The organism is SAR324 cluster bacterium (assembly GCA_015232315.1).
Lineage (GTDB): Bacteria > SAR324 > SAR324 > SAR324 > NAC60-12 > JADFZZ01.
Genome location: JADFZZ010000048.1, coordinates 1 through 21,364, shown reverse-complemented (window position 1 = coordinate 21,364; position 21,364 = coordinate 1). Strand labels below are relative to the sequence as shown.

The 21,364-nt window shown below is 45.0% G+C and carries 13 protein-coding genes; 9 read left to right on the top strand and 4 right to left on the bottom strand.

The window, feature by feature from the left end:
• Positions 1-151: 151 nt before the first annotated feature.
• Positions 152-3,013, bottom strand: a complete 2,862-nt coding sequence (locus HQM11_19970) for an Hpt domain-containing protein (protein ID MBF0353315.1) — start codon at positions 3,011-3,013, stop codon at positions 152-154.
• Positions 3,014-3,880: 867 nt separating this feature from the next.
• On the opposite strand from HQM11_19970, the gene HQM11_19965 reads away from it, so the two are divergent.
• The 4 genes from HQM11_19965 to HQM11_19950 all read left to right on the top strand — a co-directional run bounded on the left by HQM11_19965 (position 3,881) and on the right by HQM11_19950 (position 8,597).
• Positions 3,881-4,852 (top strand): chemotaxis protein CheX, encoded by a 972-nt coding sequence (locus tag HQM11_19965; protein ID MBF0353314.1) that lies wholly within the window; start codon positions 3,881-3,883, stop codon positions 4,850-4,852.
• 24 nt (positions 4,853-4,876) lie between these two features.
• Positions 4,877-5,242, top strand: a complete 366-nt coding sequence (locus HQM11_19960; protein MBF0353313.1) for a response regulator — start codon at positions 4,877-4,879, stop codon at positions 5,240-5,242.
• Positions 5,243-5,316: 74 nt separating this feature from the next.
• Positions 5,317-7,521 (top strand): SpoIIE family protein phosphatase, encoded by a 2,205-nt coding sequence (locus HQM11_19955; protein MBF0353312.1) that lies wholly within the window; start codon positions 5,317-5,319, stop codon positions 7,519-7,521.
• A 116-nt stretch (positions 7,522-7,637) separates the two neighbouring features.
• Positions 7,638-8,597, top strand: coding sequence for a transporter substrate-binding domain-containing protein (locus HQM11_19950; protein MBF0353311.1), 960 nt, complete (start codon positions 7,638-7,640; stop codon positions 8,595-8,597).
• A 295-nt stretch (positions 8,598-8,892) separates the two neighbouring features.
• On the opposite strand, the gene HQM11_19945 is transcribed toward HQM11_19950, so the two are convergent.
• Positions 8,893-11,289, bottom strand: a complete 2,397-nt coding sequence (locus tag HQM11_19945; GenBank protein ID MBF0353310.1) for a HAMP domain-containing protein — start codon at positions 11,287-11,289, stop codon at positions 8,893-8,895.
• 640 nt (positions 11,290-11,929) lie between these two features.
• Between HQM11_19945 and HQM11_19940 the strand changes: the two genes are divergently transcribed.
• Positions 11,930-12,553 (top strand): hypothetical protein, encoded by a 624-nt coding sequence (locus tag HQM11_19940; protein MBF0353309.1) that lies wholly within the window; start codon positions 11,930-11,932, stop codon positions 12,551-12,553.
• A 48-nt stretch (positions 12,554-12,601) separates the two neighbouring features.
• On the opposite strand, the gene HQM11_19935 is transcribed toward HQM11_19940, so the two are convergent.
• Positions 12,602-13,894: an ABC transporter permease gene (locus HQM11_19935; protein ID MBF0353308.1), complete on the bottom strand. Its 1,293-nt coding sequence runs from the start codon at positions 13,892-13,894 to the stop codon at positions 12,602-12,604.
• An 11-nt stretch (positions 13,895-13,905) separates the two neighbouring features.
• The gene (alaS, locus tag HQM11_19930; GenBank protein ID MBF0353307.1) at positions 13,906-16,551 is read right to left on the bottom strand and encodes an alanine--tRNA ligase; all 2,646 of its coding nucleotides are present in this window, start codon (positions 16,549-16,551) and stop codon (positions 13,906-13,908) included.
• A 622-nt stretch (positions 16,552-17,173) separates the two neighbouring features.
• Here alaS and nosZ point away from each other — a divergent pair.
• From nosZ to HQM11_19910, 4 genes are all read left to right on the top strand, one after another.
• Entirely contained in the window at positions 17,174-19,132 is a 1,959-nt protein-coding gene (gene nosZ, locus HQM11_19925; protein ID MBF0353306.1) for a Sec-dependent nitrous-oxide reductase, read from the top strand.
• Between the two features lie 72 nt (positions 19,133-19,204).
• Complete coding sequence (locus HQM11_19920; GenBank protein MBF0353305.1) at positions 19,205-19,708, top strand: hypothetical protein; 504 nt, start codon at positions 19,205-19,207, stop codon at positions 19,706-19,708.
• A gap of 146 nt (positions 19,709-19,854) precedes the next feature.
• On the top strand, positions 19,855-20,220 hold the full coding sequence (locus HQM11_19915; protein MBF0353304.1) for a c-type cytochrome: 366 nt from the start codon (positions 19,855-19,857) through the stop codon (positions 20,218-20,220).
• Between the two features lie 8 nt (positions 20,221-20,228).
• Complete coding sequence (locus tag HQM11_19910) at positions 20,229-20,993, top strand: c-type cytochrome (GenBank protein ID MBF0353303.1); 765 nt, start codon at positions 20,229-20,231, stop codon at positions 20,991-20,993.
• Positions 20,994-21,364 lie beyond the last annotated feature (371 nt).

The following is a 21,364-nucleotide window of genomic DNA, read 5'->3' as shown; positions in this document are numbered from 1 at the left end:
GTATTCGTCTATAAATTGCTATCCCCTCAAAGTAGTATTTTTGAATAAAGAAAGATTAGTTTGGCAGAGAGAATAAAGCGGCAGACACTGAAAAACAATGAGGGGTCTGGTTGAAAATGGTCAAATTGGAGGACTTCCCGGAATGAAATGGTCAAATTGGATGATTGAGCGGAAGAATTGCCATTGACCCCGGCAGGGTGATGACAAACTCAAAGGCTGCCTGTTCCGGTAGCTCTGAAGGTTGAAGCAGGCGGAGACGGATATCCCCGCCATGATCGTGGAGGAACTGTTTGACAGCGTCCATGCCGACGCCTCTTCCTGAAATTTCTGAAACCTGCTCGCTGGTGGAGAATCCGGAATGAAATATGAGTTCAGCAAGTTGCTCCGGTTCCATTTCATGATCAGACATGATCAGAGACTGCGCCAGAGCTTTCTCTCGAATTTTCCCCAGAGATAATCCCTGACCGTCATCGCGATACACCACCTCAAGGCAGTCACCGGAACTTCGAGCATCCAGCAGGATACTTCCCTGCTCCGGTTTCTGCCGCTGAACACGAGTTTCAGGAGCTTCAATGCCGTGATCCAGCGAGTTTCTGAACAGGTGCATGAACACATTCTGAAGCAGATTGAACGAGGGTTCCCTGAATAGAATCCCCTGATCCTCAATGATGATTCGGGGTGGTTTTTTTCCGAGATCGGACGCGAGTAACGGCAGGGATCGGGTAATCCGTTCCAGAATCTCCGCCAGCGGAAGGGTCCCCAGACGTAAAAGCATGAAACGGATGCGACTGATAATGCGCGCGCTTTGTTCATACTGTGTGAAATCCAGTTGATTCAGCAGTGCCAGAGATTCCGTGACTTCTTCCCGTGACAGAGTCCATGAAGAGTCTATGTGTACCTTTGCGGAACGTCCAAGTTCATGATCGCTGATATGCGCATATTCGGCGAGGAGGTGTTCAATTCGGCTGATTTGGCGATTCATCAATTCCAGATTCCAGTCGCTGTCAGGAAACCTCCTCAGATTTTCATATTCCTGTTCCGCATGGTGGACTTCATGGGTCAGATGGAGCAGTCCCAAGGTTCTCGCGTGGCCTTTAACGGTGTGCATGTTTCTGAACAGTTTCTCGATGGCCCCGTTTTTATTTTCAGGCAATGACTGAAGCAGTAATTTGTTTTGCAGGAGGAATTCCTGTGCTGTCAGGATAAATTCCTCAAACTCCTGTCTGGAAACGCCCAGAATCTGGCCGATCATTTCCAGATGGCGTTTCTGCTCTCCGGCTTCCTGCTCCAGAACTTTCAGTTGCGTCACATCCCGGATACTCAACAGTATTTTTACAATGGTTTCCTTATCATCACATACAGGCGACCAGGTGAGTTCAAAATGCTTCTGCCTGTTTTCCGGAAAATATTTGATCATGCTGGTGATCAGAAAATGCTGATTGATCTGAAAATTGGAAAGATCCTCATCGAGACTGGCAATCAAGGCGCTTTCGAGGCTATAGGCGGTATCCGCGCCCAGATTCGAGTTTTCGAGAAGCAAGGCTTTGATGGTGTTTCCGGAAATCCGGTCTGTTTCAAGGATCTGTTCCAGAAACCGGGAGTACTCATGATGGATACGGTAATCCGTGGTAATGGTGAGAATCCCTTCCGGCAGATTTTCCAGCATACTCACAATGTCATTGGTTTTCTGACTGAGTTGGCGAGTACGTTCATCCACTTTTTCTTCCAGATGCTCATTGATGGTTTTGAGATCAGCCACGAGGCCCTTATTTTCCACAAGAAGAATTTCAGCGGTGGTAAACGCATTGGAAAAACGCTGGGAAAGAATGTAGGCCTGCACAAAAATAAACAAAAACAGTCCATAATGGATCATGTAAAAAGACGTGATAATATTTCTGGCGTGCAGAATGTCGTTGATCATGGCGAGAAACAAAGCTGAAGCACCTGCCATAAAAATCAACGCGCCCTCTCGTTTGCTCCGCATTGCCCGGAAAATCACGATCAGTTCAAACAGGCCGAATAAAGCAACATACAACTGATACCAGATCACGGTTGAGGTGAAAAATCCGGCGGGAGTCAACAGCACTATCAGACTGGCCGTGATTCCCAAGGCAAGACATAGACGGATCATGTTCCGCGGAAATTCCTGAGAATAAAGCTTCCAGATAAAAACTGAAAACACCGGAAATGAAAGATAGAAACTCAGATACTCTATTTTCATCCAGAGTTCCCAGTTCACCTCTGGAAAAGTGCTTTGCAACAACCGTTCTTCTGTAACCATGATCCGGATAGCGATCATCAGACAATAGACGCCGAAATACAGCGGAGAACGATCCTTGCGGCGCAGGAAGAACAGACCGAAATGGTAGAGTCCCATGATCAACATGCTTCCGAACAGGAACAGATCTATCGCCACCGCTTTTTCACGTGCGCTATTGATCTGCCTGGAACTGCCAAACATGATGGGAAACCATGGACCACCGACTCTGTAATCATAATTTGAGATTTGAAGAATCAGTTCCAGGGTCGAGGATTGATGGACAAATTCAACGACCTGCGGGTTGTATTGAGGAATAGACGTTTCGGAAGAAGTACCCACGGTGCCATTGCCGGCCAGAAATCGCTTTCCGAGCCATAATTCATAGGCTGTACCGAGATCAGGCAGTTTAATGGCCATGATCGGGGGATTTGGAGGCAACATCACCGTCAGTCTGAACGTTGCATAACCATAGGCCGACAAAACCTCGCCGTCATGCTGATAGTTTGTCCAGATGTCAGGAAAATTGAAAAAACCTGTTCTTTCAGGATTCAAAGCGGTGAAATCCTCTGAATTCCATAATTGCGTCCAGTAAAATTCCCATTCACCATTCAAGGCGAGCACCGCTGAATTTTCAAAACTCCAGTCTGTCAAATCGAGAATTCCCTGCCGTGCAATGGGAGTTGCTGTCGGGACTTGCGCAAGAGGTTCTGTGACGCACATTAATAAGCCGATAAAAAGCAGTAGCCAGCGCATAGTTAGGGTTTCCTGTTTCCTGTTAAACGTTCAAATGCTTAAGTAGTATCCTGTGATTTTCTCTTTTGTCATTCCGGAGGCAGACCCGGAATCCAGTGGGCATTGGACGTTTGGTGGAATCTGGATACCGGATCAAGTCCGGTATGACAAATAGCTGAAATAACAAGTTATCGTATCACAGACATGAGAAAATCACAGAATACTATGTAGTCAACCATAAGTTTTTTAACATTTCAGAGGTTGTCATCAGAGCTGTGTCATTTTCTGTTTGGCATGGTGTCGGTGGGGTAGAACACAGTGAAACCCAACAAAAATCGATGGGGTTCGCTCACACGCGCCCTATCCGACGCCTCTTTTTTGGAAAATTAAACAGCACCGGGTTGTCATACCTGCGGCAAGGAACACAGCAAAGTAGCAACTCCTTTTGAAAGGAGCTATCATTTCCTGTATCTTCTTTTCCGGTTTTTTGTCTTAAAGGAATGGACTGAGAGTGGATAACTTTTTTATCATGGATTGGCAATGAGAAACTTCCTTCAACCTGACAGTGACTCCGGGGACGAGGGAAAAAGCATCATGTCCATTGAAGGAAGTCCATTCAGAGTCTGGTTGACCTGATCTTCAGGTTGCCTTGAAGACAAAGTTTTCCAAACCTCAATGGTTGTGACACAATCCGTTGGGAAAATATATCCCTCAAAAGAGGGATTTTCAGGAATAATCAACCTCACTGAGTGTTCAAAGTTCACACAAATAACATGATTCAAATAAAATCCTTATTGACAACCGCTATTTCAGAACATTATGAATAAACGAGAATCTTTGTAAGAAATTTTCCATGATAAACAATAGACACCCTTGCAGGAGGATCTTGTGAGTGAGACTGTGGTAATTATGAGCAAAGTGCTGGTTCATGAAACCAACACCGAACATGCGGAATGGCTCAAGCATTTTTTTGTAGAAAACCAGTTGGTTGGGCTAAAAGCCTCCTCTGTCCTGGAAAATCTGAATATGAACATTGATCTTGGTGCTCTTTTTTTGTGTGAAAGTCCCGACAAGAGCGGAGGACATATCAATGAACTTGTGGTTCAGATTCATAAAACACGTAGGGAATTACCCATTTTTTTACGAATTCATGATCAAACCGATGAAGCCCAACTAACGGAGGATATACGGAACGCCTGTGCGGGAATATATAAAACAAGCGATCGGGAACAACTGAAAGACTGGATACAGACCTACATTTTTCAGCGGGAATATCCAGCAAGTTTTATTAGAAACATGATGCAGATTTCTGACAATGCGTTTCAGGCCTGTTTTCCCGGAATGATAATCAACTGCGCAAGTCCGCCCTATCTGGTGAGAGACAGGCTTATCTCGGGAGAGTTATTCAGTATGATATCTCTGGAAACGTCATGGTGCCGTGGATATCTCATGGTTCAGACCCAGGTCTCGCAAATGCTCAAACTCATTGAAAAGGGAAAAACCATTCAGCCTTCCGATGATCTTACCAAATATAATGTCAACAGTCTGATCAGTGAGTTGACCAATATGATCTGGGGGGGCTTCAAGAATAAATTCATCAATGATGAAAACGTGGTGCTGGGGGTACATCGATCTGAAATACCAATTGTTATCAATCATGAAGGCAATTACATTTCCTTCGGTTCAGTCAAGCCTCAGCTTTGTCTTCACTATATCCTGCAAGCCCCCGACGGAAATATCCCTGCCATTTCAATCTATGAAAAACTTGTTTTCAGTCTGGATTGGAATCTTGAAAAATTTCAGGAACCCGTAGAGCAGCAAACCGTAGCTGTCGAAGAATTCAGCATTGAACTGTTTTAATCTTTTTTTGCTTAAGGAGAACAAATGCCGCAAATTCTGATTGTAGATGATTCCTCTGGTATTCGCCATCAGGTCACAACGTTTCTTAAAGAAAATGGTTATGATGTTATCGCTGCCGATGATGGCCGGACCGGACTGGAACAGGCAAAAAAAAATCCATCGCTTAAACTCATCATTGCCGATGTCAACATGCCTGATATGGATGGCTTGACCATGGTCGAAAAAATCAGGGAAGCCGGGAATCAGAACGTTGCCGTGCTGATGTTGACCACTGAAAGTCAGCCCATGCTTAAACAAAGAGCCAAAGCGTCCGGTGTCAAAGGCTGGCTGGTCAAACCCTTCAATGGTCCCGGCACGCTTCCTATCATCAAACAACTGGTTGGAAGTTGAATAAAACACACGCGCTGATGCCTGTCAAAGTCAATGTTTCCTTATCAGTTCCCTTTTGTTGAGCAATGTCGAGTATGGCACTTGATCTGATAGCAGAGCATATTCTCAGGGAATCACGGATTCCCTGTTTTATTGATGATATTGCCGGAAATCTTGTATTTGAACACCATCAATGGTCGGAAACCTTTGCTATTCCTGAGGGCAATCCGCATCGATTTAAAGAGCAAGTCCACCAGGCGGATTCCAGTCTGCTTGAGGCGTTCCTTCAGAAAAAACCTTCCGCTTCAACGGTTGCATCACAATCTTTTTCTGAACTGCTGTTCAGAATTCAAATAGCCGGTGTCGTTCGCTGGATCAACCTGAGAATTCTGTTGTTCCAGCAGGATACTTTTCAGGGATACCTCTATCAGGTTTTTTATTCGGAACTCCTGACCTCCACGCTTGATCAATTAAACAATCGCTATCAGTTGTTATGGCATTTTCTGAATGTTGCCCCCATGTCAGTCTGCATCAGAACACCGGATCGCAGATATCTGATGGCAAACCGTCTTCATAGTATTGAGATCAATTGCAACATGGATCAACTCAGTGAGCAGAAACTGGAAACTGTTTATCATAATTTCCCGGAAATCGTAGAACGGGAAATAGAACGGGATCAATGGATTTTTGAGAACCACATTCCTCTAACCACGGAAGAAGAAGTATATTTTGAAGGCTTATCAGAATTTGATGAAGCTCAGCGCGCGTTTTATATGACACACAGGTTCCCCTTGTTCAATGACGGGGGTGAAACAGAAGCCGTAGGATTGATCAGGACAGATGTCACCGAATCCAGGGTTTTACAGGAAAGAACTGAACAGGAACTGAAAAAAGCCAAGGATGAAATGACGCTCAAGGTTCTGGAACGTACCACTGAGTTGAGAGAGAGTAATCGTGAACTGGTTAAAGAAATTCACAAACGCCAGTCTTTTGAAGAACGTTTGCGTCATAGAATAGAAATGGAGCGGTTTGTGATTGAACTGTCTTCCCGGTTTGTCAGTGTGCGGGATAAACTGGACCAGGAAATACAATGGTCGTTGCAAAATCTCGCAAATCACCTGGAACTCAGCAGTGCTTTTTTTCTGCTCTATGATGAAAATGGAAATCATTCCAGAACATTTGAATGGTCACAGACCGGAATTAATGCCTTCATCCATGCTCATCAGAACATGGATATGGATGCCTTTCTTGAAAGTGCTCAACGTTTTGAAAACGATCACCGACAGGAAACGCCGCTGAACATTGGTTCGACAGATGATGTCGATGATGCCATGTGGTCCTTTGGGCAATTGGTCAATTTACCGATCATCCATGAAGGCCGGATCAATGGTTTTCTTGGTTGTGAGTCCCTGAATGAATCGAAATTATGGTATGTCGCCGACATCAAAATGTTCAGTATGATTGGCGAAATATTCGTCAGGGCATGGAACTTTAAAATTGCTGAAGACAAGTTGTTTCACGCCAGACAAAAAGAGGCTGAACTCAAAACCGCGGCGGCTGTCCAGCAAGCGTTGTTTCCACTGGTTCTTCCGCAAATTTCTAAAGTTGAACTGGCCGCATATTACCGTTCAGCATCAGAAACAGGTGGAGACTGGTATGGCATTTTTGATAAGTTCAGGGATCACGTTTTTTTTCTGATTGGAGACGCGACAGGTCATGGCGCGCCTGCCGCCCTGGTAACGGCTGGCGTGTGTGCGACATCCCGAACACTGGAAGCCTTATGGAGCAAGACAGACCATGTTCCCTCTCCCGCGGAAATCATGACCTATCTGAACAAATCGGTCTATGAAAGTGGACATCCGCATTTCATGATGACGTTTTTTATTCTGTCCATCAACTTGAAAACTTTGACCATCACCTATTCAAATGCGGGGCACAATTTCCCCTATCTCCTTCATTCCCGTTCGACGGCAATCACCTCGTTGCTGAATAAAAATCCTTTGCTGGGATACAGTTCTGACACTCAATATGATGAAGTTGAAACAAAGGTTGAATGGGGAGATAAATTGTTTTTTTATACAGATGGGCTCATTGAAAACATGAATGCACAGGAAGAGTGCTGGAATCAAAGAACTCTGCGAAATTTTCTAAAACAACACACCTCTGACTCTGCCACGAGTCTAACCGGCAAACTGGTGGAAAACATCCATCAGTTCTATGGAAACCATCCCCTGAATGATGATGTGACAATCCTCTGCTGTGAACTCAACCCTCATGCATCCGGAGGCAAGATCTATTGAGCATCCTCCTTTATGTGCACAGAAAAAAACATAAATTTCTGTACAAGGAATATTTTATCTGACAATGAATAATGAGAGCATCTTTTTAATAAACTTCAGAGAGGGGGGGGGGAACTATGAAAACTTTATTGAAACAATGGGCACTATTCTGTTTGATGATCGCATGCCTCGCAGGGCCTACGCAAAAAATAAAGGCTGAACAGGATCTGACCGTTAATTTTTCATATAAGGGGACTGTTAACACCATTAAGGGCGAAAAACTTTCTGACAATTCGTTTCTGTTCAACAAAGGCGCAACAAAAAAAATCAAAATCGCCACGCTGGACTGGGCCCCTTATATTGGTCAGGATATTTGTAAACAAGGATGGGTTCAGCAGTTGACCATCGCCATTCTTGCCAGTCAGGGCTATGAAATCACCTCCGCCTTCTATCCCTGGGCCAGAGCGGTAAGCAACGTGGAAAAGGGAACTGAAGATCTGCTTTATCCAGAATATTTCATTGAAAGTGAGGCTCCTTCAGATGTGGTCAAAGGCAGTAAACGTCTGGATAATCTGGCATTGTCAGGCCGATTTCCCGGTGGACCCCTGGCTTTTATGAAACGTAAAGGAGAAACTGATCATTATCAGGGCGATTTTCAAAATTTAAAAGGGGAAAAAATCGGAGTGGTGTCAGGCTATCAGAATACGCCTGAATTTGATTCATTGATGGATCAGGGATTTTTTAGTACAGACAAAGCTACAGATGACTTGATCAACGCCAAAAAGCTTGTCAACAAACGCATCAATCTCATCATTGGCGATCCGGCGGTGATCCGTTTCACCATTGCTACCTCTCTGAAAGATGCGGAAGCGAAAAGCATCTTGAATCAACTGGAAACGGTAAAACCGTTGATTCAATACAATCATCTGTACTTTGCTCTTTCAAAAAAGAAATCAGACTGGGCTTTAACGCTGGAACTCATCAACCGGACAATTGCTGAGTTTGAGGCCTCTGGCGAAATGTTCCGGATCATCCAGAATACAAACAAAGCCTGCAACATGGAAATGGAAACCCTCACCCCCTACCAGGTCAATTAACATCCTGCAATCAGGAACATTCAAAAAATAACATGGAAAACTTTCTGGTTACGAACGTCCCGTTCGTAACCGTTCCATGACCCACCTCCGGTCAATGTTATCAACTTAAGCATTCTGAATGGTGCTATGTTTCAATTCCCCCTTGGTTCAAGGGGGTTAGTGGGATGTAATTCTGAACGTTAAATCCCCCATGCCTCCTTTGAAAAGGGGGATCCCCGGCGCTGAACGCCTTAAGTTGACGACATAGCCACCTCCGGTGGGTGCGAAGCTCTGCTTCGCCTGATGGATAGCGTGCCTAATTTTCAGTGTTTCTTTCCGAAGCAAGGGCCTCCGCCATCTCCAGCATGGTTTCCATATTCAGTGTTGGCATTTCAATAGCATATTGAAACGGCAGAGTGAGGGTGATTTCAAAGGGATAAAAACCGGGATCATGGTATTTTTCAGGGGAAAGAAGTTCCACTTCCACATTGCCATTTTCCCGTTCAAAAAACTTTTTAACAGCGTCCATTCCCACACCACGACCTGAAATTTCAGTAACCTGTTCCGCAGTACTGAGTCCGGACATAAAAATCATCTGTGCAACTTCATGGTCTGACAGATCATCCATGTCATGAATCATCTGGCTCTTGATCGCTTTTTGACGAATTTTTCCAATATTCAAGCCACGGCCATCATCCCTGTACACAATCTTCAGCGTTGAATTGTCATGTGTCAGTTCAATGTAGATATGCCCCTGTGCTGATTTGCCTTTTTGCAATCGTTCCTCTGAACGTTCAATGCCATGATCCAGAGAGTTTCTGAAAATATGACCAAACGCATTCCGTATCAACCCATAGATATGATTTTTAATATACAGATTATGGTCTGCGATCACAATTTCAGGTGCCGGCTTTTCCAGTTCTCTGGCAAGATCAGCGATAGAGGTCAGCACACCAGACAGAATATCTTCCAGTGGTTCTGAACCGATGGATGTCAGAAAGGCTCTTGCGACGATGATATGATCTTTCAATTGCTGGGCTGTGAGTTTTTCGATGCCAGTCAAATAATCCAGAGCAGATCGCACTTTGACTTTTTCTACCATCAGGAACCGTTCATCACCACGTCGGCCTGGACCTTTGCGTCCCAATTTGCTGGTATTGATCTGGTCATATTCATCAATGATGAGACCCACCTTGTTCAAGTCTTCCAGTAAAATATCAGGATTCCAGGATTCCTCCTCACGATTGCGGAGTCTGTTGTATTTTTCTTCAGCCTCATGGACCAGATTTGTCAGATGAATAAACGTATAGGTCCGGGCATTTCCCTTGATGGTATGCATGTTGCGGAACAACTCACTGAGAATCTCCGGATTTTTCTGTGTGTAATTCGCTTCAATGAGTTTCTTGTTTTCTTCCAGAAAATTACGGGAAGAATGAATAAATTCATTAAATTTTTCCTGGGAAACATGCAGGATCTGTCCAATGATTTCCAGTTCGCGTTTATGTTCCTTGGCGGTTTCCTGCAATTGACGCAGTTCGGTGACATCCCTCAGAGTGATGAGAACTTTTTCCACATCATCCATATCGTCTGTGATGGGTGCCCATGACAGATCCAGAACTTTTGTCTGTCCATCTTTTGACAGAAATTCTATTTCTCGAACCAGAAAATGACTGTTGGCTTCGAAAAACATGACATTCTGTCCGAGAATAGAATCCAGTGCGGCACCCAAACCGCTTCGTGAGTCGGAACCCAATTGACTGAACAGCAGGGACACCACATCCTGTCCACTGATTTCAGTGGTCCCAAGAATGGTTTCCAGATAGGCTGAATATTCAGGGTGGACCGTGTTTCCTTCGAGCACAGTGAGAACGCCTTCTGGAATATTTTTCAAAATACTGAGAATATCATTGGTTTTAGCGCGCAACTGGGACGTGCGTTCATCTACTTTTTTCTCCAGGTCACGGCTGTATTCTTCGATGACCTTGATTTTTTCACGGATAGAATCTCGCATTTCAGCGAAATCCCGGGCCAGACTGCCAAGTTCATCGGGCCGGGAAACATTGATTTCATGGTTGAGGTGTCCTTCCGCGAGAGCATTGGCACTGACAATGAGTTCCTTGATAGGATGCTGAATTATTTTTCTGGCCAAAGCCCAGATGATGAGACTGAGCATGCCACCGACAAACAATACCGACGCCAGAAGCATCAGGATACTTTGAGTGATTTCGCGATCCACACGTTCCGTGGAAGCGATCATCTGCACCTGGCCTATCTGTTCATTGCTTTCACTATCGTCAGAATCATCTTCCAGTGTCACGCTGCATCGCCCTTTTTTACAAATCCCGATCTCCTGATACAACATACCTTTTTTCAGTTTCAACTGATCAAAGGTCTCCTTGAACCGTTCGTCCTGATAGCTTGAGACCAGATCACCGGATCCCAACACATGAATCGCAATGATGTCTTCGTCCAGTTTAATGGCATTGATCACCCCCTTGATGGAAGGTTCATCAATGTTCCATAAAGGTGTTGCCAGCGCAGTGCTCGCCAATTCAGCGATATTGATCACCTTTTTATTGATCTGCCTGATCGCACTGTCATACCCCTGAATTCCATAAATAATGATAAAGGCTGTGCCCGCAACCACAAAAAAGGACAAAATGTAAAAAATGAATTTTCTGACAATGCTTTTATCCAGTAACCATTTCACCATGTGCTTCCCCTTTCACCCTGGTTGACGCCATTGAACCGGCGTTTTTATGTTGAGATTCAACATTATTTTCTGACGCGGTGATCAAATCATTTCTTATTTGCTTATGTAACATTCTAAACAGAAACACAATAGTGACATTTATTTAATGGAAAAAAACTTACTGGAATTTTCAGAAAGGAATGAATTTTTTTCTGAAAATTTTGCCTAAATTTCCGGGTTGTCCTTCAGCTATGAGGACATTATCCCCTTCGACAAGCCAGTGGAAGTTGTTCTATGGCCATAGTCATTGTGTCGCCAGAAGTGTTTTAATGGAGGGATAGATAACAGGGATGAAGTCGAAAAAACGAAAGTGTCAGTTATTGACAGGTCACTTTGATGATGTGGTTCGCTAAAGGGTTAATATGTATAATTTTTCAAAGACATTTCAAAAATGTTACAAAAGATTGAATTTTTGCTGTTGACAACTTTTAGATGTTTATACTAAAGACAATACAGTTTCGTCGTATTGATGAAATCCAGTTTAGTCTGTTTTACTAAACTGTTTTTTGTTAAAAACATGCTTGAATGATTTTCAGCAATATCTGGAAAATGATGCGAGCAGGGGAATTAACCAACTAACCTGATTTTTATAGGGGAACACATGTCAAGTTACGAAAATATTGTTAAAAGAACCTGGAGTGACTCAGAATTCAAAAGCCTGATGTTGAGCAATCCCAAATCAGCTTTGTCTCAAATGGGACTGAGTTTTGGTGACGATGTGGAAGTTAAGGTTTATGATGACTCAGGTGATACCCAGCATTATGTTTTGCTTCATGAAAGTCAAACACAAGGGATGGATCTGGATTCTGATCCGATCATCGGGAAAATCACCAAAAAAGCGCAACAGGATTCTTCATACCGAAAGCGTTTGTTGAGTGATTCCAAGTCAGCCATCCGTGAAGTGTTGGGAACCGAACCTGCTGGAAAGATCGCAATCCATGAAAACACAGCAAGTCTGCTGAACATTGTTCTTCCTTCAAATCCCGGAAGCAGCGGTGAGTTGAGTGATTCTGATCTGGCCTCTGTGGCGGGTGGAAAAGGACTGACCATCAATTGCGATACCGTTGGCGGATTGATGTCTTCTGCTGGAAATCTTACTTCCAAAGTTGGAAGCTATCTTCCAGGAAATTTTGGTGGATTGTTCAGTTCACTTGGCCCCATCATGACTGGTGGTGGAAGTGCGATTGGCAAAGCCTCCGGTTTCCTTGGATTCATGGGTAGTTAATTATAAAAAAGGCGTCTAAGGACGCCTTTTTTCCTTCCATTGCTCGCCTCATTCATATCTCAATACTTCTACCGGATTCACCCTTGCCGCTTTTGCCGCGGGATAGATGGTTACGACAAAACAAATCGCAAACGAACTCAGTGCTGTGATCATCACATCGGTCCAGTTGATCAGGACAGGAACCCGATTGCCACCAGGGTAAACACCGGGAGGAATATCAATCAGATCAAAAGTCATCAACACCCAACAGACCAGAAGTCCAAGCAGAACACCCGTGATGGTGCCGATAGATCCAATGATCACCCCCTGCACCGCAAAAATTTTCCGGATGCTATAGTCCGTTGCGCCTAATGATTTGAGGATGGCAATTTCTCCTGATTTCTCAACAACCAGCATGACCAGTGAACTGATGATGTTGAAGGCGGCAACAATCACGATCAACGTTAAAATCAAAAAAAGCCCCAGTTTTTCCAGTTTCATGATTTGAAAAATACTTTTATTTTCATCGGCCCAGTTACTGACCAGATAATTTTCTGTCGATTTTTGCAGTGCGGAGGCTATTTGTGGCGCAAGTTCAGGATCTTCAACCCTGATTCCTATACCTGTTACACTGTGACCCATTCCATAAATTTTCTGCACCAGATGATAATCCATAAAGGCCAGCACTTCATCATAGCCTGAGATTCCGGATTCAAAGATGCCGACAACTTCCAGGTCTTTAATTCGTGGCATATCTCCGAAAGGCGTCATTCGTTGTTCCGATGAAATCAACTGTACATGATCTCCAACTCTGACTTTTAAATTTTGGGCAAGCATCGCCCCCAGGATGACACCGGAAGGATTCAGGGCTTTCTGAGATGTCGCATAATCAAGTCTCGAGATGATTTCTTCTGAGAGAAGCTGTTGTTCTGCGGGCGATGGCGGATGGATCGGATAGACCTCTTTTCTTAAAAAGGCTGAAATTGAGGTGACCTTCGCTTCCCGGGATGTGTCTATCCCACGCAAGAGAGCACCTTTGGGTTGTTTTTTTCCCGTCAGAAGGGCTTGTTTGAAAATATAGGGAGAGGCCGAAACCACCCGGGACTGGTTTGTAATGGCGCCAATGAGATCTTCATAATCGGCCATGTTGTCATCCCAGGCGAACATGGTGATATGCGGCAGCGAGCCTGTGACCGCACGCCGCAAATTATCTCTGAATCCATTCATGATTGAGGTTGACGCAATCAGCGCGATATTTCCCAAAGCGACACCGCAAATAGAAATCCAGGTGATGAGAGAAATGGATCGGTCTCTGGAGGAGGAAAACAGATACCGTTTACCCACAAACAATTCATATTTCATAGCAACCGAATTTATCGAGATTGAATATAAGCCCGAATCAATTCCGGAGCCTGAAGCAATGCCTGTGGTAGTTTTTCTGGAGCTTTGATTCCAGCCTGAGCCATGTGGGGTTTTCCACCACCCTTGCCATCAGCCAATGCCGCCACCTGATTGACAATATCACCCGCATGATATTTTTTATTGATGAGATCCTGGGAAATGACACACAGCAAGGTCGGTTTTTGATTCACCTCGCCTGCCAGCAATATGATCCCGGGTTGGAGGGTTTCTCTCAAGGAATCCCCCAGATCTTTCAGCGCCTCCAGTGAATCCACTTTGAGTTGGTGAACAAGAACACGAATTCCGTCCATAGTGATAGCCTGAGAAGCCATACGATTGGCGTCATTACCGGCTGTTTCCCGCTGGCTTTCTCTTAACGCTTTTTCCAGGTGGCGTTTTTCTTCCAGAAGTTTTTCAATTGCCGGGGCCAGAGAGTCATGTGAGACATTCAAGAGCCGTTTGGCATCCTGAATCGCTCGTGATTCTTCACGGGTTAATTTTTCAGCGGTGTGCCCGGTCAATGCGATGATCCGTCTCACGCCGGACGCGATGGCGGATTCAACCTGAATTCTGAAACTGCCAATGTCTCCTGTCGCATGGACGTGGCATCCACCGCATAATTCGGATGAAACCGCACCAATCTGAATGACTCGCACCCGATCCGCGTATTTTTCGCTGAAAAGTGCGGTCACTCCATTTTGAATGGCTTTGGTATATTGTGTTTCATAAGACTGCAAAGAAATATTCGCTCGAATATTCCGGTTGACGATTTGTTCAATCCGGGTGATTTCGTCGTCACTGAGCTTGTCGAAATGGGTGAAATCAAACCGAAGGTATTCTGGATGAACAACTGAACCCGCCTGATTGACATGTTGTCCCACCACTTCTTTCAACGCGGCATGCAGTAAATGTGTAGCGGTATGATTGCGGGTGATCGCAGACCTGTTTTCAGGGGAAACAACAGCCTGAATCGCTGATTGATCTGGAATTGTGTCTCCTTCACAGACATGAACAATCGAGTCTCCTTCTTTGTAAACATCCAGAACATTCCATTTCTGTCCATTCTGGATCAACGTGCCACGATCGGCGACCTGTCCACCGGATTCCGCGTAAAACGGAGTCTGTTCCAGCACAAGCAGTAATTGGTTTTTATCGTTTTTTGAATAACGAATCACTGAGGTCTCAGCGCTCAAACTGTTGTAACCTGTAAAACTGGAGGCTTTGCCTTCTTTCAGAACAATCCATTCACCCAGATTCATGCGGAACTTTGCGGCATTGCGAGCCTGCAATCGTTGTTGATCCATGCATTTTTCAAATTCCGGCTCATCAACGGTCAAGCCCTTTTCTTCACACATCAAGCGGGTCAGATCAATCGGGAAACCATAAGTATCATAGAGTTTGAACGCATCTGAACCGGAAAAAATCCTGGCAGATCCAGCGGTAATACCGGATAGCATTTGTTCAAAGATTTCAAGTCCCTGATCCAGTGTTTGACCAAAACTTTCTTCTTCACTATGAATGACTCTCGCAACATGTGCCGCCTGGGTTTTAATTTCAGGAAACGCGTCCCCCATCACAGCAACAATTGCTGGAACAAGTTGATAAATAAAAGGCTGATGCATTCCCAAAACCCTGCCAAAACGGGTTGCCCTGCGCAACATGCGTCTCAACACATGACCCCGGCCATCATTGGAAGGAATTGCTCCGTCAGCGATGGCAAAACTCAGGGCTCTTAAATGATCGGCGATCACCCTGTATGCGACTTTTTTCTCATCTGTATCATCACGGATCCCGGTCACTTCCTGAATTTTTTCCAGAATTGGAACAAACAAATCAGTGCTGTAATTGGAATCAACGGACTGAAGCACACGACAGATTCGTTCCAGTCCCATTCCGGTGTCAACATGGCATGCGGGTAAACGTTCAAGTTGTCCGTTGGGCAGGCGATTGAACTGAATAAACACGAGATTCCACAATTCCACAAATCGCCAGCATCCATCAATATTCACACCGCAAACATGGCCTCCTTTGCCTGATTTTGGACAGGTTCCTTCTCCCAGATCCACATGGATTTCAGAGCAGGGACCACAGGGGCCGACATCGCCCATTTCCCAGAAATTATCTTTTTTGCTACACAGCAGAATCTGGTTGTGCTGAATATCGGTGCAGGTTTTCCATAATTCAATGGCTTCATGATCTGGTTCCAGTCCTTCAGCGGCACTGCCTTCAAACACCGTAGCCCATAGTCTGGATTTTGGAAGATGCCAGTATTGTGTGAAAAGTTCCCAGGCCCAGGTGATGGCGTCTTTTTTGAAATAATCCCCGAAAGACCAGTTTCCCAGCATTTCGAAAAAGGTGTGGTGATAATTGTCACGTCCGACGTCTTCGAGATCATTGTGTTTGCCACTGGCCCTGATACATTTCTGTGAATTCACTGCCCGAACGTATTCCCGTTTTCCCGTATTCAAAAACACATCCTTGAACTGATTCATTCCCGCGTTGGTGAAGAGCAGGGTTGGATCATCGTTGGGAACAACCGGGGAGCTTCTTACAAACCGGTGATCTCGTTCTTCAAAAAATGAAATAAACTCCTGACGAATTTCTTTTGATGTTTTCAAGGGATCTCTATGTGAAAAGGGTCTTGGAAATATGGCCGATAGCTATTTGAAATAAAAGCTGAAGCGCTGATTGGAAAACCTGCCATTTTATGCCACGGGCAACAGGTTCTGAACTGTTTCACGCAGAAAAATGCGCTTTTACCTGTGGGCTAAACAAAGGAAGACGCTATCTAGGGGGAATCACTGGTAAATTTCAAGACAACAAACCAATGTTTCAGTGAAGGAATAAGGTAAGCGTTCAGCTTTCAGTATTCAGCTTTCAGTGTTTATGCGCTTCAGAAGCATTATAACTCAATAGCAGAAAATATCGTTTGGCTTCCAGGCCTTGAGAATTCCTGAAAACTGATAACTGACGGCTGAACGCTTACTATCCGTGATCCTGGAAAGGATTGGTAGGGCCGTTCATGGTAGTTCGGGATTGCGTCTTGTGGCCGACAATATGATCAACCCCTGTTTTGAGGTCCGTAATGTCACAGTTTTTGTAAAAGTATGACAAATGTCATAACAGATCCAGACCACTTCGGATTAGATGAATGTTATCTTTAAAAATCCAAAACTTTTTGAAGATTAAAATGAGTTAATCAGTTCAGGGTCATCATTCATCCATCATCAAGGAGTAACTATGATAAAATCATTGAACAAGTTGGCCAAATCCGCACTTCTGGGCTGTTTGGCTCTGGGTGTGGCTTCCAGCGCATGGGGACAGTCCATGCAGGAAGTCATGAAGGCAAGAGGCCTGAGTGAGCAGGATATGCTGGCCGCCGCCAAAACATATACCCCCACAGGCATGAAAGACGAATATGTCGTGTTCTCTTCCGGCGGGCAATCCGGGCAATTGATCGTATATGGCGTGCCATCCATGCGGATTCTCAAGTATGTGGCCGTCTTCACACCTGAACCTTGGCAGGGGTATGGTTATGGCAGTGAAGAAAGCAGCAAACGTTTTGAAGAAGGCATGATCAATGGCAAAAAAATCACATGGGGTGACACTCACCATCCAGCACTCTCAGAAACCAATGGTGATTATGATGGACAATGGGTGTTTATCAACGACAAGGCCAATCCCCGAATTGCCGTGATTGATCTGAAAAAATTCGAAACCGTCCAGATTGTTCCCAATCCCGTTTTCAAATCCGAACATGGCAGCACAGTGGCTACCCCCAACACCGAATATGTCTTGGAAGCCGCACAGTATCCCGCTCCGTTTGAAAATAAATATGTGGAACTCACACAGGAAAATTTTAATAAATATTTCCGGGGTGGCGTGACTTACTGGAAATTTGAACAAACCATTGAGAAGAAAAATCGCAGTGGCAAAATTGTTCCTGAAAAATCCTTCACTGTTGAAATGCCTCCTTACATGCAGGATATCACCGATGCCGGAAAAGGCATCAGCGATGGCTGGTCGTTCACCAACTCCATCAACTCCGAACGCTATATCGGTGGTTATGGCAAAGGGAACACAGAACTGCAGGATAAACTGGCCAACGAAGCCGGAATGTCGTCCAAAGACACCGACTATATGCACATCGTGAACTGGAAGGCCGCGGAACAACTGTTCAAAGCCGGGAAGTTCAAGAAAATTAACGGTCACGCAGTGATTCCGATGGAAGAAATGGTTAAAGCCAATGCACTCGTTCTGGTACCTGAACCTAAAAGTCCTCATGGCAATGATGTGAGTCCGGATGGTCGCTACATCATTGTTGCCGGCAAGCTTGACACCCACGCTTCTGTCTATGATTTTCAGAAAATCAAGGCCTTGATCGACAAAAAAGATTTCGCGGATAAAGATCCCTATGGTATCCCAATTCTGGACATGCAAAAAGCCCTGCACAAACAGGTTCAGTTAGGTCTCGGCCCGCTGCATACCCAGTTTGACAAGGAAAAAGGCGTTGTTTACACCTCGCTGTATGTAGATTCCATGGTCGTTCGATGGAATTATCTGGAAGGAAGAGTCCTGGATAAAATCCCCATCAATTACAACATCGGACACCTGGTTGCCGCTGAAGGTGACACTGTGGATCCTGATGGAAAATATCTGGTTGCACTCAACAAATTGGCGATTGACCGCTTTCAGCAGGTTGGACCTCTGCATCCTCAAAATCACCAGTTGATCGACATCACTTCCGGACGCCCCATGCAACTATTGTATGACATGCCGCTGCCGCTTGGTGAACCACACTATGCCCAAATGATCAAAGCGGACAAACTGGATCCGGATATTCGCTTCAATAAAAAAGATTTCAAACACAATGTAAAACCCGGTGATGAACGCATTGAACGCAATGGCAATCAGGTTACCATTTATTCCACAGCGATTCGAAGTCACTTCAGCCCCGAAGTATTTGAAGTGAAAGTCGGTGATCATATCACCTGGCACATCACTAACGTTGAACGAGCCCAGGATCAGGTTCATGGCTTCACCGTTGACAATTACAATGTCCATGGAAGTCTGGAACCGGGTGAAACAGAAACCTTTGAATTTGTGGCAGACAAAGAAGGCGTATTCCCATTCTACTGCACTGAGTTCTGTTCAGCCCTGCATCTTGAAATGACAGGATATTTCATGGTCAAACCCTGACCATCATGCGCAGGGGGGATTCGCGAATCGCCCCTGCATATTCATTCATCACAATTCTTGATTTAGAGGGGTATGAAATTATTCAATATATGGACAGTCCTGACTGTTATGATCTTCGCCAGTACCGCCTTTGCCGCGGATGAGTACAAAGGGAAATACGAAGACAAGGTAAAAGAAAATGACGCGACTATCGGGGTGATCGCCGGAGTGATCAATTATGTTTGCCCTAAACTGGTAGACGCTTCCACCAAAATCTGTAATGCCAAGGATCCTGTTGGCTCCGCGGTCGGTATTCAGAAGCAAATGGGCGACATTGAAGAACTGGACGCAATGGACAGCAAAGAACAGGCCGCGTTTCTGAAAAAACAGAAAATCCTGCACATTGATGCCGCCATGCAGTTCTGGGATGCGGTTGAACAGTTCAAACAACATTATCCTCTGCGGGCAAAAGCTCAGGAATTGGCCAAAGCAGGTAAATATCAGGATGCGTTGCTCAATGAGGAAATGGCATGGCAATATCTGGTTAAAACCGCCAGTCGTGGAATTTTCGCCCAGAAAATGGTGGATGGTAAATAAGTCTCTCCCAATAAATAAAATCTGAATCCATACACGCCTTTTCTGAACAGTCAGTGAAGGTGTGTCTCTCCTCAATTCTGTTCCAACTTTATCAGAGAAAAACAATGCGGGTATTCCAGCAATTTTCAAAATTCATCCTGGCATCAATGCTGATAAGCGGATTGAGTCTTACCGCAATCGCCGCGGATGGTGCGACTCTCTATCAACAACTGACCTGTTTTGCCTGCCATGGAGCCGAAGGCCGGGGGCAAGTGCGTAATCGTGAAAAAATTGACAAAACTACAGGCGAGGTAGTTTACCGTCAGGGCGATCCCATGCCGGGGTTTGAAGCTTATCCCAAACTGGCAGGACAGAACAAATTGTATCTGTATAATCAGATGAAAGACATTTTCAGCGGAAAACGCAATAACGGTTTGAGTGCGGCGATGCTGGGCATCAAACTCATGATTGACAGTACCGCAACCGATGATGATCTCATGGCGATTGCGGAATATTTATCTCAGGTAAAATAAGGAAATTTATGCAAAAACAAATCTTGAAAAAAATTGTCATATTGATGGCCGTTGCCATTGGCCTACCGGCTTATCTTTCAGCGGAAGAACCCAAAGGTAAACTGACTTCGACCTCTGAATTCGGTGGAAAATGGGGGACCAAAGTGGAAGAAGCGGTGGAGGCACTGCATCTTAAAGGCAGCGTGGAAGATGGAAAAATCATTTATGAGGAAGTTTGCGCGGCTTGTCATCAACCCACCGCCGGGGGTGATCCCGCCGGGAATTTCCCGCAATTGGCCGGACAGCAATCCACTGTGGTTATCAAGCAAATCGCGGATATCCGTATCGGCAACAGGGATAATCCAACCATGTATCCCTTCGCTAATGTTGAGGCCTTGCGAGCCGCAACAGAAGATATTTTTGAAGAACCCAAAAGCGGGCCTCAAACACTGGCGGATGTCGCCGCCTACATCCAGACCCTCCCCATGACCAATACGCATTTTGGTCCCGGAACCGATCTGGAATATGGAGCCAAAGTTTACGCGGATAATTGCGTGCGTTGTCATGGGGATCATGGACAGGGAAGTTTTAAAAATTATTATCCTGTGATTGCCGGACAGAACTATAATTATCTTCTGCGTCAATTCCGCTGGATCAAGGAAGGCAAACGGCGTAACGCCAATCCTGAAATGGTGGAGCAAATCAACAGATTTACCGAACGAGACATTCTGGCAGTCATGGATTTTGCCTCACGTCAGAAAATGCAACCCGGAGACTGGGATCCGAACAAGTAAACTTGAATTCATGCAGGAAATTACGGGCATGATAAGTACCCGATCAAAAGTTTTTTAATTTACTCTGGTTCCTGACGTCTCGTCGGGAACCTTTCCATAAGGCACCTCTGGTGCCCTTCCACAGTTCGTTGGCAAGCCACCGGAGGTGGGATAAGGCGGGTTCCCCACCAGAGGTACACGTCTGTTAAGTTAAGTTAACCGATCATGAAAAAATAATTTCACCCCGGGTGATGAAAATGATATAATCGTTCTTGAGGCTGAAAGCACTCGTTCTACTCTTTAGCGATTCAATCCTGAAAGTTAAGCTGAGTGTAGCTTTCATTGGTTCGCACCCCCGGTTATTTCGTAGCGTCAGCTACAGCATGCACAGT